This window comes from Collinsella sp. AF39-11AT, from assembly GCF_003474585.1.
Classification (GTDB): Bacteria; Actinomycetota; Coriobacteriia; order Coriobacteriales; family Coriobacteriaceae; genus Collinsella.
The window spans coordinates 1-13103 of record NZ_QROG01000036.1 but is presented as its reverse complement, the minus strand read 5'-3'; the positions used below and the strand labels follow the sequence as shown (position 1 = coordinate 13103).

Genomic DNA, 13103 nt, shown 5'->3' with positions numbered 1-13103 from the left:
TGGGCCTATGCCGGAATCTCTCCCACAGAAACCACCGAAGAGCCCTTAATTTGCGGAAAAGGAAGGGGAGTACCGCTATGACCGCAAAAAAGAAGTTCAATTTCAAAGCGCCGTTGGAGGTGTTCGCGAAGTCAATCGTTCAGCCGATGATGTATCTCTCGGTTGCCGGCATTCTGCTCATCGTGGGCATTATTCTGACCAACAAGACCATCTGCGCCGTGATCCCTGTGCTGGGCTCCGGTCCGTTCCAGCTTGTGGGCGCCGTTGTCTATCAGTCGCTGATGTTTATCATCAACAACCTCTCGATTCTGTTCTGCGTGGGCATCGCCGGCGCCATGGCAAAGAAGAACAAGGGCCATGCTTCGCTGATCGCCCTGATGTCGTTCTTCCTGTTCCTGCAGGCTAACAACATCGTGCTCAACGCCACCGGCTCTCTTGCCGAAGCGAGCGGCATGCTCGGCCTTACCGGAACCGGCCAGAGCACCGTTATGGGCATTCAGGTGCTCGATACCGGCGTGTTTGGCGGCATCATTCTTGGTTGCATCACCGGTGCCGTGTTCAACAAGTACTCGAACAAGCAGTTCCCCATTGCCCTTTCGATGTTCTCGGGCGTTCGTTTTCCGTTCCTGATCATGATCATCATTTCCTGGATCATGGGTGCTGGCTTCTGCATCGTTTGGCCTCCGGTTCAGGGTGCCATCTCCTCCGTTGCCGGCATCATTAAGGAGTCGGGCAACATCGGTCTGTTTATCTACGGCATGCTCAACAAGCTGCTCGTTCCTACCGGTCTGCATCACCTCATCTACACCCCGTTCCAGTTCTCCGATGTGGGCGGCACCCTGACGCTGGGCGATCAGGTTATCGCCGGCGCCTATCCCATCCGTGTCGCCGAGATGGCAATGACGGGCCAGCCCTTCTCCGATAGCACCTACTTCAACAGCTACACCTTCAACAACCTGTGGCCCTACATCGGTATCGGTCTCGCCTTTATCTTCACCGCTTACAAGGGGAACAAGGATAAGACCAAGGCCGTTATCATCCCGCTGATCATCACCGCCGTGCTCTCCTGTGTCACCGAGCCCATGGACTTCCTCTTTGTCTTTGCCGCTCCCGTGCTCTTTGTCGTTCACTCGGTTCTTTCCGGTATCTTCCTGGTCCTGCTCAAGGTCCTCTCCGTGCCCGCTTCGACTGCAGGCGGCATCATCAACATCGTGGTCTCCAACCTGGTCCTCGGTGTCGATAAGACCAACTGGCCGGTTATGCTGGTGCTTGGAGTCGTCAACGCCGCTCTGTACTTCTTCCTCTTCACCTTCCTTATTAAGAAGCTCAACCTCCACACGCCTGGTCGCGAGGAAGAGTCCGAGCTCGCCGAGTCCGTTGCCGAGGGCGAGGCCGCCGCGTCTGTCGCGGTGAAGCAGGGCGCTGTTGCCGCGGCTCCCGCAGAGGGCGTCGATGCAGGCATCGCCGACCTGGTCGCAGGTCTTGGTGGCAAGGACAACATCGAGGAGCTCGAGAACTGCTTTACGCGTCTCCGCGTGAACGTTAAGAACCCGGACCTCATCAATGAGGACCTCATCAACCACGTGCCCAACAGCGGCATCAACCGCAACGGCAATAATATCCAGATCATCTTTGGCATGAAGGTCGCCGAGATGCGTGACAAGGTCGAAAACGCAATTGAGAAGGAGCAGTAAACAATGATCATTACTCTGTGTGGTGGCGGATCCACCTTTACCCCCGGCATCGTCAAATCCATCGCCCTGCGCAAGGACGAGCTCGACGTTGACGAGATTCGTCTGTACGACATCAACGAGGAGCGCCAGCGCAAGATCGGCGTGCTCGTGGACTGGATTTTGCACGAGGACCTCGGCCTGGACATCAAGCTCATGGTGACCACCGACAAGGAGACTGCCTTTACGGACGCGAGCTTCGTGTTTGCCCAGATGCGCGTGGGCGGCTATGCCATGCGCGAGCAGGACGAGAAGATTCCGCTGCGTCACGGCTGCGTGGGCCAGGAGACCTGCGGCTGCGGCGGCCTTGCCTACGGCATGCGCACCATCTTCCCCATGGTCGAGCTGATCGATGACGTTGAGAAGTACGCTAAGAAGGACTACTGGATTCTCAACTACTCCAACCCTGCTGCCATCGTGTCCGAGGGCTGCCGCGTGCTGCGTCCCAACGCTCGCATCATCAACATCTGCGACATGCCGATCGCGATCATCGACGTGGTTTGCGCCGCACTCGATATCGACAAGAAGGATGTCGAGTACGATTACTTTGGCCTCAACCACTTTGGTTGGTTCACCTCGATCCGCCACAAGGGCGAGGAGGTGCTCCCGCAGCTGCGCGAGTACATCAAGGAGCATGAGATTCTGCTGCCCGACTCCTACCTCAAGGGCATGGGCTCGCTCATGGCAAAGAAGCCCGAGGAGGCCACTGACGAGCACCCCGAGCAGAACCGCCACACCAAGGGCAGCTGGTACTACGTCTGGAAGGGCGAGTACGAGATCATGGAGTGCTTCCCGGAGTACCTGCCCAACACGTATCTGAACTACTACCTGCAGCAGAAGGAGTTCGTCGAGCATTCCAACCCCGAGCGCACCCGTGCTAACGAGGTTGAGGAGACGCGTGAGAAGAACCTCTTCGACGGCATCGACCACTACGAGAAGACGGGCGAGATCGACGAGAGCACGTTCTATGCGGGCAGCCACGGCGACTGGATTGCCGACCTGGCTATCGCTCTGAAGAACGACACCAAGCAGCGCTTCCTGGTCATTTGCGAGAACAAGGGCGCTATCCCCAACATGCCCTACGACGCTATGGTCGAGCTGCCTGCCTACATTGGCAAGAACGGCCCCGAGGTCATCAGCCGCGACAACATTCCGCTGTTCCAGCAGGGCCTCATGATGCAGCAGCTGAACTCTGAGAAGCTCGTGGTCGAGGCTACGATCGAGGGTTCGTACGAGAAGGCGCTCAAGGCCTTTACGCTGAACAAGACCGTGCCTTCGATGAAGGTCGCCAAGGAGGTTCTCGACGACATGATCGAGGCCAACAAGGGTTACTGGCCTGAGCTTAAGTAAAGACAGAAAGTCACTGGCGTAAAAGGCCGCTGGCTGCATAGCTTGAGCAATGCCCCGTTCGCGTATTTGCGCGGACGGGGCATTGCCGTTTGGTGCGAAGGGTTGATATGGGGGTGGGCAGCGCCGTCGCGTCGAGATCGCTCGGGCCCTGCTGTGCCCGGGCGGCGCGGTGATTCTGGACGAGCCCTTTACCGGCTTGGATGCCGCTGCGCGCGATGCGTGCGCCGAGGTCGTGCTCGACTTGCTCGATGGCCGCACGCTCCTTCTCGCCGCGCACGACGCCACCGACGCTCATGCCCTCGATATCTCGGATACCATCACGTTCTAAGTTCTAGCTCAGCAACAAAATGATCCGTTTTCCTCCGTCCCCAAGGGATCAGGTGTGCTATTCTATCTGCGGGGTAATACTTAGGAATACCAAGTAATACCAACGCCGTAGAAACAAACTCCAGATGCGGGCCAATCGGGTTGCCTTCACAGCCCGTCGCCCAGCCGCGTGGCCCGCATCTATCCGCACCACCGTCGTTTCAAAAAGGAAGCGCCATGGCAGAACACATGACCCCGGTTGTAGCGAAGGTCTTGCCTGAGGAAAAGGCGGCCTTCGCGGCGGCAACCCAGCTCGTAGGCACCACGCCGTCCAACGCCATCCGCATGTTCATCGCCGCCTTCAATCACTGCGGCACCTTTCCGTTCGACATTTCGCCCAGCGGGGCCTTTGGCACTGTGCCCGATTCTCATCAATAAGTGATCCGTTTTCCTCCGTCCCCATGGGATCAGCTCTCTGCCGAGTTGTGGTAGAACTAGGGAACGGTTTTGAGGAGGTTGGCATGCTCAATGCGATGGCGTGGGCGCTTGCATGTTTTGGCGTTGTCGCTGCCGATATAGCCCTGAGCGTGGTTCTGTTTTCGGTTCTCGATGCCGTATCGGTGCTGACGGGCTATCCGATCGACAATCTCGATATCCAATGGTTCCAGGCTGCCGCTCAGACGGCGTCGTTTTTGATGGCGCTGCTGTGGTGGCGTTATCTGTGGCCCCGCTCCTTCATGGCGCGCCGGCAAGGTGAACGTCCGCTCGGCGGGGGAGCAAGTGCTGCATGGAAGCGCATCGCTTGCGTTGTCGTGATTGGCCTTGCCCTGCAGGTGCTCGTTGGCTACGTGACCGACGCCGTGCTGTCGCTGTTGCCCGACGCCGCGGCCGACTACAGCGAGCTTATCGAGGAAACAGGTATGGGCGACACCAGCTATCTCGCCGTCCTGACTACGGTGCTCGGCGCCCCATTTTGTGAAGAGCTGCTGGTGCGCGGCATTATTTTTGAGTTTTCGCTCCGAGCGTTTAATCCGCAGTGTCGCCCACTTTGGAAGCGCCCGCGTCGTGCGAGCGCGCAAAACGGCGCCATGGTGCCCTGGGCGGCCCCAAGTACGTGGGGTATCGCCGCGGCGATTGTGCTGCAGGCGGCAATCTTCGGTTTTATGCACATGAATTGGGTGCAGGGTTGCTACGCGGGTGCCGCCGGCCTCATCTTTGGCTGGGTGCTCGTGACGACCGGAAAGCTCCGCTACACGATTCTGCTGCACTTTGCCTTTAATGCCGGGTCGTACCTCATGATGTTGCTCTGGTTTGTGAACACGCCGCTCGACGTAGTGATCACGGTTGCCATCGCCGGCTTTGTGCTGGTAGAGGCGATGCGGTCGCTCAAACTGACGTGCCAGACGGATCGTCCCTACCAGCAAGCGTGATTCCCCTAAGGAAAACACGGCTAGGCGTGTCTGAGCGTGTTCCCCCTAGGGAAATCACGACTGGAGACAGCCCAAGCGTGTTTCCCCTAGGGAAAACACGCTTGGCCGATGAGGAGACGCCGACTGGCCAAGAGACGCCGGCCGGCCCTCGCCACGCTAGTTGCGATGCCCGCCTCCGTTGGCGCCCTGACGCCCCTGGGCCGCGCGATTGCGACCGGCAGTGTTCTGCGCACGCGACATGCCGCCGTGCCCCTTGCTACCTTTGGGCCCCTTGCCGGCGGCACCACCGTGGGCCTTGCCACCCTTCTTGTCGGTGCCATGCCCACCGCCAGCAGACGTCTCGCCCGGGCGCGGCGGCACGGGACGAATCAGGCAATGCTTGGTGTAGCCAATCAGATCGCGGCGGCCGGCCTTTTCCAGCGCCTCGCGCACGAGCTTGTAGTTCTCGGGCTTGCGATACTGAATCAGCGCGCGCTGCATGGCCTTTTCGTGCGGATCGCGTGCCACATAGATCGGCTCCATGGTGCGCGGGTCTACGCCGGTGTAGTACATGCAGGTCGACATGGTGGACGGCGTGGGGTAGAAGTCCTGCACCTGCTCGGGCATGTAGCCCATGTCGCGCACGGCTTCGGCAAGGTCCACGGCCTCCTTCATCGTCGAGCCGGGGTGGCTCGAAATCAGGTACGGCACTACATACTGCTTGAGTCCGTATTCGCGGTTCAGGCGTTCAAATTTACGACAGAACGCATCATAGACGGCGCGGCTCGGCTTGCCCATTACGGAGAGCACCGCGTCACTCACGTGCTCGGGCGCTACGCGCAGCTGGCCCGAGACATGGTGCTCCAGTAGCTCGCGCAAAAACTCGTCCGAGGCGTCGGCCATAGTGTAGTCAAAGCGGATGCCGCTGCGGACGAAGACCTTCTTGACGCCCGGCAGCTGGCGCAGGTCGCGCAGCAACTGCGTGTAGCCGCTCTCGTCGACTACCATGTTCTTGCATACGCTCGGCCACAGGCAACGCTTGTTCTTGCACACGCCGTGTTTGAGCTGCTTGTCGCAGGCCGGGCGGCTAAAGTTGGCCGTCGGTCCGCCCACGTCGTTGATGTAGCCCTTAAACTCGGGGTCGTGTGTGAGCAGCTCGGCCTCGCGCATGATCGAGTCGTGGCTGCGCATCTGCAGCACGCGGCCCTGGTGGAAGGTCAGCGCGCAAAACGAGCACTCACCAAAGCACCCGCGGTTGGAGCTGATTGAAAACTTGATCTCGGCAAAAGCCGGCACGCCGCCCGCTGCGTCGTAATCGGGATGCCAATCGCGTGCGTAGGGGAGTTCGGCCACCTCGTCCATCTCGTCGGTGGTAAGCGTCGCGGACGGCGGGTTCTGCACCACATAGACGCTGTTGGGGTAGGGCTCTACCAGGCGATGTCCGGTGATGGGGTCCATATTCTGCTGCTGCACGTTAAAGCTGCGCGCATAGTTGAGCTTGTCGGCGGTAAGGTCGTCCCAGCTGGGCAGCAGGTCGTAGTCGTAGACCTCGTCGAGCGAGTTGGTGCGGTAGACGGTGCCGTTGATATAAGTGATCTGGTCGACGGGCAGCCCGGCATCGAGCGCGTCGGCGATCTCGACGATCGCGTGCTCGCCCATGCCGTAGATGAGGATGTCGGCGCCCGAGTCGAGTAGTACCGAGCGCTTGAGCTTGTCCTGCCAGTAGTCGTAGTGGGCCAGACGGCGCAGGCTCGCCTCGATGCCGCCGATGATGATGGGGGCATCCTTAAACGTCTGGCGGATGAGGTTACCGTAGACCGTGACGGCACGATTGGGGCGGTGCCCCTCCTCGCCACCAGGGGTATAGGCGTCGGTGTGGCGGCGGTGCTTGGTCACCGAATAGTGGTTGACCATGGAGTCCATGTTGCCGGCGCTGACGAGAAAGCCCAGGCGCGGCTCGCCGAGCACCGTGATGCTGGCGGGGTCGGTCCAGTCGGGTTGGCAGATAATGCCCACCTTGTAACCGTGTGCATCAAGGACGCGGCTGACGATGGCCATGCCAAAGCTGGGATGGTCCACGTAGGCGTCGCCGCAGATGTAGACGAAGTCGCACTGGTCCCAGCCGCGCGCGTTCATGTCGGCGCGGCTGACGGGGAGGAACTTATCGCGACCCGGACGCCAGGGGCGTGAGGGCGCTGCCTGGGTGTGCGTGGTGTGCCCACCCTGCGCCTTACCGCCGCGCCTTTGCTGCTGGCCCTGTTTGCCCTGCTGACTGCGCTGGTTGTTCTGAGCGTGCTGAGGCTTTTTTGCCACGATCCCTCCCGGTGTTTGTATGCTGCACGTAATTGTAACCAGTCTTTTTGGGACGGGGCTAAAAAGACTGGTGGAGTACATGGGCTGGCGGATCGGCGTGTCGATGCGGGAGCCGTTTGTTTCCAGACTGTGTATCCCCGTGTCGAAGAACCCGTCTCGCGCGCACGCCATGTTGTCAATGGGTTACAGTATGAACGGCGGCTATGTTTCCGCCAACGCACGAGAGGGTCGTCAACAAGGAGGATGCACGACGATGCAGCGTGCCAAACAGATATCGGAGTCCATTGAGCTGGGCATTATCTTGGCGCTCGCCGGTGGCTTTATGGACGTGTATTCGTACATTGGGCGCGATCATGTTTTCGCCAACGCGCAGACGGGCAACATCCTGCTCGTGGGTGTAAGCATCTCGGAGGGCAACTGGGCGCTGGCGGGGCGCTACTTCTTCCCCGTGGTTTCGTTTGCTGTGGGCATTATGCTTGCCGACCTGGTACACGAGCGTTTTGGCAGCGTGATCCACTGGCGTCAGGTGACGGTGTTCTTTGAAGCCGTCATCTTGCTGGGCGTGAGCTTTATCCCGGGCGGCGATTTCAACCTGCTTGCCAACTGCCTTACCTCATTTGCCTGCGGTATGCAGGTCGAGAGCTTCCGCAAGATCCACGGTCACGGCATCGCCACGACCATGTGCATCGGCAACTTGCGCAACGCCCTGCAAAACGTGGACGACTATATCATCACCCACAAGCGCGGCTTTTTGGAAAACGGCGTACTGTACTTTGGCGTGATCTTCACCTTTGTGTTTGGCGCCGTGCTGGGCAACTGGTGTATTGAGCGCATGGGCCTGCACGCCATTGCGGTGGCGAGCGTGCTGCTGTTTATCGCGTTTGCCATCATGTTCATCGACCGTGAACGCGATTTGCACAGGAAATGGGCCCGCATCGTAGCTGACTGGCAGACCACGAGTCTTAAGCGCTAAGGTGCATGTTCGTAATGACAAGATTTGACGTCAGCAAGGCGTGCTGCTTGAGGCTATAGAATAAAAATGCCATCTTTCTAGCTATAATTATTAGTTGAGGGGATGGACATATGCCAGAGCTTTTTATTCAAAATAAGACGACAGTAATCAAGTTGATGGTGCTCTGCATTTTATCTGCCCTGGTAGAGCTGTCTGTTGTTAAAGCTGAATCGTTGATTATAGACTATGGCCTGCTTCGCTCTAATTATCGTAACGTTTTATACATTGGGTTAGGCCTGCTAGTATTGCTCTCAGTTGAGCTGGTGACAAACCTGTTCAGATCAAAATATGCGGAGCAATTGGCTTCCGATGGCGCTAACTGCTTCTATAGATTGCTTGCCCGCCGCGCTTTAGAGCGGCCCTTAGTTTTAGCAAAAGACAGTGACTACCTGTTATCGCGCATTGAAGAGGCTGGGAACCTACAGCCGATGATTGGAATATTTACAACTGCGTTTCTTCCGTGCTTAGTGACGGGTTTGGCATCGTTTGTGGCGCTATCTAATATCTCTTTGTTGCTTTTGATCCCTGTTTGTGTTTCGGCATTGTTTATTTCGCTTCTATATCCGTTCGCTCTTAGTAAGCTATCGACTAAGAGCGAAAAGGCATTGGAGGCCCAGGCGAGGGGTTCTGCTTATTTAGCCCAACTAATAAATTGTCGACTTTACATTCGAATTTCTCGTTCAATTAACTTGGAATTACTTCGCTATAAAAAGATGCTTAAAGCCTGCAGGAACTCTCGAGTTGAGGAGAGTGTCTTTGCGAGATTGGCAACTGAAATAGTTAACGCTGGCAACATCATTACTGGCTTGCTTTCAGTTCTGCTGCTTATTTTCCTTGTGTTAAAGCGCGGGCTGACGGTCGGGATTGCGGTGCAGAGTTATCAACTTGTGCTTCTATGCTATTCTCCTTTTCCTCTTGTTCTGAATTGTTGGGCTCAGCTTCAACCGTCGTTTAGGTCGTTGCGCCGTGTCTTGGAATTACGTCGTCTTTTGGAAGCTGGAAAACCTAATTTGATATGCTTCGATCACGCTGATCGAATTAGTTGGAAAGGAATCAGTCTCTCGTTTTCGTCGAGCGAAACTAATGAGAGGATAACAATTCCAGATTGCACGATACAGGCACCTTGTCTGGTTTTAGTAAGCGGCCCTAATGCATGTGGCAAATCTTCATTTCTGGAAGTATTGAATGGATTATTGTCGCCAGTTGCCGGCAGACTGTGTGTTAATGAGTCTACTGTCATTTTCGATGGCTTGACTTTAATCCAGCTACCCTGCGCAACTATGCCGCAAAGACATTTGATAATGGGGGGAACTTTCAGGAAGGCTCTTTACTATGGTCTTGTAGATATTGACTCTGAAAAACTCATCTATCTTTTGAAGGGTTTTAGCCTCGATAAATTATTTGAAGCCAATCCCATCATTGGAACTAGGGGACACAATTTGTCTGGCGGAGAACTGGCTTCTCTATTACTTTGTAGGGCCTTTTTGAGCAGCTATTCTATTATTATTTTGGATGAGCCTTGCAACAATTTAGATAATGCTTCGATATCCTTTTTGAAGGCGGTGGTTGCACAGGAGATGAAAGAGCGTATCGTCATCATTGCGGATCATGGACATGGTTTTGAACAATTTGCAGACTATGTAATACAGTTTCAGGAGCCAGAAAAACTATCTAGCTCCTGAACGTTGCTACCAACTGCTATTTGCGAGTTATTCGAGATGCTCTTCAATGCGAGCTCTAAGAAGGGCAATGGCTGTGGGTATGCCAATTGCGGCAGCTAATTCGGCTTTATCCAAAACCTGTATGCTAAAGCACGATTGTTTATCACATTGAAGAACGGTAACTGAAGATACCCTCACTTCCCGTTGGCTGAATATATCGTAATCTCCAAAAAGGAAGTTACCTTTTATTGAGTAATTCGGTATGTTCGTTATGCACTTCATCTCAAGTCTGTTTAGGCCATAATCGAACACCGCAACTTCCTTGTGTTCGATGACGAGCGCAACCCTGGGCATGTTACTAAAGCCACCGTCGACGACAGTAAAGAGCTTTTCATTTGTATCGTCATAAACGGTGTATTTAAGACTCAATAGCTGTCCTAGTGGACCCGTGAACCCATGTCTTTTGATGTTGAGGTTGTCTCCCACTGGGTTGGTGAGAGCTAGAGCATGCGGATAAGGGTTACCTTCAATTGAGATTCGATATTCGTTTGTAGCTGTCTTGCTCGATTTAGGACCAGTAGCCACCACGCGTCATCGCCTCAATCGCATTGGAACCGACTTCTGCTTCGTGCGGAGAATTACGCAGTACGTTGCAGTACATGCAGCTGCAATAACCGCATGGGCAATTTCTAATAAAATGAATGACGCTATTTACTGCATGCATGTTAAATGGTCGAATACTTCTCATGATTTGCCTTTCATTGTTCGATTGTTTCTGACTGTTCTATTACCTTCTTCACCTCCTCAACACTGTTGAACCCTATGTTTTCAATCGACGAGTACTCAACGTAAACAGAAAACCTGCTTTCAAGAAAAATTAGCAGTCGAACTAGATCCGATGAGGACAAGCTGAATGGGGAATTGGTCAATCGTTGATTTCTTAGATCTTGATCAAATTGAGTCAAATCCAAATCTCTAATATTGCTTATTGCTTTTTCGATTTCTGCGTAGATGGTTTCATCTTTACAATATGCTGTCATTTCAGTACCCCAAGATCGAAATCAAACAACTCGTCCTCGATTGTCTTGCAGCATAGTAATGATTCTTCTGGATCTAAGCTGGCTGAGAAACTGGGTATTCCTCTTAGTCGAAGTTCTCTTGCTGCTTGAATAGCTTTATCGCTAGATGAATAGCTTATTTGAAATTCATGCGTCTCCAACCCCTCTGTGGCGTCAAGTACTTCGTTTGTAATTTCAAATTGAACTATCTCTGCTTGCGTAAGCGTTTCAATTACGGGCATGAGCCCTAGCATTATGTCGTAGTCGGCTATCGTGTATGGGATATTGATAATGGCTAAGTCAGGGCAGAAAGCTCGACATGCAGCAATCGACCCCAATCCGTAATCTCCGAAAATGTGGTCGTTGTATTTCATAAGCACATTGGGCGTCTCTAATAGAGCTAGGTCGGATTTATCATTCTCAATGATGAGGTTGATCTGCTCATTCATTTTGATGACGGCAGATTGGCCACCATCAAAACTAAGGGTGTTGCAGCCCCAGATTTCATTTAAAGGATTGAAGCTCAACGCGCATAGATTGGGATGGTGCTTTCTCATCTCGCTAACGATGCTACTGAACGTTATTGTTGAATTGGCGGGTGTATATAGATTCCCGACAACAATTTTTGGTATCAGGGCTAATTCCTGCATGTCGCTTTTGCTAGACTCGATTCGTTCAGCGGCGAGTTGGCTGACAACCGTCTTATTTACAGAATGAGCGTAGGTTTCAGCGTGTTTACTAAATTCTACGAGTCCTGCGGCGCTTTCTTTCGTCGATAAAACGACAACCAGGTCTGATTCATCGATTGTCGTTACATAGTTAATTCGATTTCTTATGCCAATTTCCTTGCAATTAACAAGGTTGGCGACATCTAGGCCGTCCGGTAGAATGCCGCATGGCGTTGATACCCGGATATTGTAGCCATTTCCTAGCAATCCAATCAGAAGAGGATAGTCAGCTCTTGTGAAAGATATAAGTCCGATTGTCTTCATGATTTTTATCGCTTGTTCCTTTTTAGAGCTGTTGCAATGGACACTTCATGTCTATGAAGCTCAAAGCGAAGTATTTTCTGATTAAGTCGGTCAAAGGCAATTCGTTTTGAATTGTCGCATGCTGTTCGCTTGTAATCAGGGCTTATTACTCCTTCGCAATCTGCGCTTTTTATGCATTGGGTGCACAGCTGAAATGCCCAACATTTTTTACATGAATCGCTGGTCAGCTTTGAAACATTGATTATCTTTTCAATTTGACCTAAATCAAATCCTGAATCCAATGTGCCGATATACATTTCCTTCGTTGTTTCGCTGACCCTTTCGCAAGGAAGAAGCGCTCCTGCTGTTGTCACAAATAGACGCGTAACCCCTGGTTCGCATGGGCCACCGGGTATAGCTTTTGCTGGGATGTTCGAAGGTGCAAATCGCTTTATGTTTTGGTTGATGTTTGCAAGCGTATATGAAGCGAGCCTATCGTTGCGGTTTCCTTTTTCGATTTCGCGCTCATCCATAATTCTTGCTTTAAATAAGGCGTAATTTAGCTGACTTGAGAACTCGTCATTGTAGGGGGCGATACGTCCGTTGCGTTCCAGGTAGTTGAATTGAACATCGCAATCTTCGATATCTTTATCATTTATAAAGGAAGAGACTGTTTTATAGATGTTGTTCGTGTCGACTACGGCATTAAAATGAACATATTTGTTGCGTTCAGGATGGCTGTCTAAAACCATATGAACATTGTCTATAACTGTTTGGTATGAGGACTTGCCATTAGCGTAATGCCTAGACTTATCATGGATTTGCTGCGGCCCGTCAAGACTGATTAACAAATAGAATTCATGCCCAGAATCGAAGAAGAATTTAACCATTTCTTCAGATAAAAGAGAGCAATTAGTTGTAATTCGAAATGAGATGTGTTTTCCTTCAAATACCTGCTCTGCATATTGAGTAATTAATCACAAATCACTTGTGATTAGTGATTGTTATTGGTGTTGCCTAGAACGATTCTAAGCACATGTTTAATTTTAAAGTGGGCAATTATCTTTAAAATGTCCTACAATGATTCAATAAAAGCATGGCTGCTAGTGAAACTTGCGACCATGCTTTTAAAAATACTTAATGGGGTCCCGAGCGCTTTAGCTCCTTGGAAGCTGTCAGTAGTATACCTAATAATTTATCTACATTCCCTTTAGTAACGTGTAACTTTCCAAATTTACAAAAGCGGCCTTGATTCTCATCTTCATTGCAACAGCCTCAGGACTCAGCGCAACG

General features: G+C 52.9%; 11 protein-coding genes. 7 read left to right on the top strand and 4 right to left on the bottom strand.

Translation table 11 applies throughout. The features are described 5' to 3' along the window. The first annotated feature begins 77 nt into the window (after positions 1–77). The 5 genes from DW037_RS10040 (at position 78) to DW037_RS10025 (ending at position 4816) form a co-directional block, all read left to right on the top strand. A complete protein-coding gene (locus DW037_RS10040) occupies positions 78–1694 on the top strand; it encodes a PTS transporter subunit EIIC (protein WP_117790255.1) in 1617 nt (538 codons plus the stop codon). A 3-nt stretch (positions 1695–1697) separates the two neighbouring features. Continuing rightward, a complete protein-coding gene (locus DW037_RS10035) occupies positions 1698–3080 on the top strand; it encodes a 6-phospho-alpha-glucosidase (protein WP_117629575.1) in 1383 nt (460 codons plus the stop codon). 169 nt (positions 3081–3249) lie between these two features. Beyond that, a complete protein-coding gene (locus tag DW037_RS10650; protein ID WP_158568475.1) occupies positions 3250–3408 on the top strand; it encodes a hypothetical protein in 159 nt (52 codons plus the stop codon). Between the two features lie 215 nt (positions 3409–3623). Beyond that, a complete protein-coding gene (locus tag DW037_RS10030) occupies positions 3624–3824 on the top strand; it encodes a hypothetical protein (protein ID WP_118259223.1) in 201 nt (66 codons plus the stop codon). A gap of 83 nt (positions 3825–3907) precedes the next feature. After that, a complete protein-coding gene (locus DW037_RS10025; protein ID WP_158571989.1) occupies positions 3908–4816 on the top strand; it encodes a CPBP family intramembrane glutamic endopeptidase in 909 nt (302 codons plus the stop codon). Positions 4817–4972: 156 nt separating this feature from the next. Here DW037_RS10025 and DW037_RS10020 read toward each other — a convergent pair whose 3' ends face one another. Next, positions 4973–7108, bottom strand: a complete 2136-nt coding sequence (locus DW037_RS10020; RefSeq protein ID WP_233542366.1) for a YgiQ family radical SAM protein — start codon at positions 7106–7108, stop codon at positions 4973–4975. Between the two features lie 253 nt (positions 7109–7361). Between DW037_RS10020 and DW037_RS10015 the strand changes: the two genes are divergently transcribed. After that, on the top strand, positions 7362–8081 hold the full coding sequence (locus DW037_RS10015) for a YoaK family protein (RefSeq protein ID WP_117634848.1): 720 nt from the start codon (positions 7362–7364) through the stop codon (positions 8079–8081). A 110-nt stretch (positions 8082–8191) separates the two neighbouring features. Further along, the gene (locus tag DW037_RS10860; protein ID WP_117634850.1) at positions 8192–9802 is read left to right on the top strand and encodes an ATP-binding cassette domain-containing protein; all 1611 of its coding nucleotides are present in this window, start codon (positions 8192–8194) and stop codon (positions 9800–9802) included. Positions 9803–9829: 27 nt separating this feature from the next. On the opposite strand, the gene DW037_RS10005 is transcribed toward DW037_RS10860, so the two are convergent. The 3 genes from DW037_RS10005 to DW037_RS10530 form a co-directional block, all read right to left on the bottom strand. Continuing rightward, positions 9830–10366, bottom strand: coding sequence for a hypothetical protein (locus tag DW037_RS10005; RefSeq protein WP_147327468.1), 537 nt, complete (start codon positions 10364–10366; stop codon positions 9830–9832). Positions 10367–10817: 451 nt separating this feature from the next. After that, positions 10818–11831, bottom strand: coding sequence for a hypothetical protein (locus DW037_RS09995; RefSeq protein WP_118271033.1), 1014 nt, complete (start codon positions 11829–11831; stop codon positions 10818–10820). 5 nt (positions 11832–11836) lie between these two features. Next, the gene (locus tag DW037_RS10530) at positions 11837–12562 is read right to left on the bottom strand and encodes an SPASM domain-containing protein (RefSeq protein ID WP_158571987.1); all 726 of its coding nucleotides are present in this window, start codon (positions 12560–12562) and stop codon (positions 11837–11839) included. Positions 12563–13103: the final 541 nt, after the last annotated feature.

What these genes read in the sequence shown, in the direction of transcription:
- DW037_RS10040 (WP_117790255.1), top strand. Translation starts at nt 78, where the DNA reads ATGACCGCAAAAAAGAAGTTCAATTTCAAAGCGCCGTTGGAGGTGTTC.
- DW037_RS10035 (WP_117629575.1), top strand. Translation starts at nt 1,698, where the DNA reads ATGATCATTACTCTGTGTGGTGGCGGATCCACCTTTACCCCCGGCATC.
- DW037_RS10030 (WP_118259223.1), top strand. Translation starts at nt 3,624, where the DNA reads ATGGCAGAACACATGACCCCGGTTGTAGCGAAGGTCTTGCCTGAGGAA.
- DW037_RS10025 (WP_158571989.1), top strand. Translation starts at nt 3,908, where the DNA reads ATGCTCAATGCGATGGCGTGGGCGCTTGCATGTTTTGGCGTTGTCGCT.
- DW037_RS10015 (WP_117634848.1), top strand. Translation starts at nt 7,362, where the DNA reads ATGCAGCGTGCCAAACAGATATCGGAGTCCATTGAGCTGGGCATTATC.
- DW037_RS10860 (WP_117634850.1), top strand. Translation starts at nt 8,192, where the DNA reads ATGCCAGAGCTTTTTATTCAAAATAAGACGACAGTAATCAAGTTGATG.
- DW037_RS09995 (WP_118271033.1), bottom strand. Translation starts at nt 11,831, where the DNA reads ATGAAGACAATCGGACTTATATCTTTCACAAGAGCTGACTATCCTCTT.
- DW037_RS10530 (WP_158571987.1), bottom strand. Translation starts at nt 12,562, where the DNA reads ATGGTTTTAGACAGCCATCCTGAACGCAACAAATATGTTCATTTTAAT.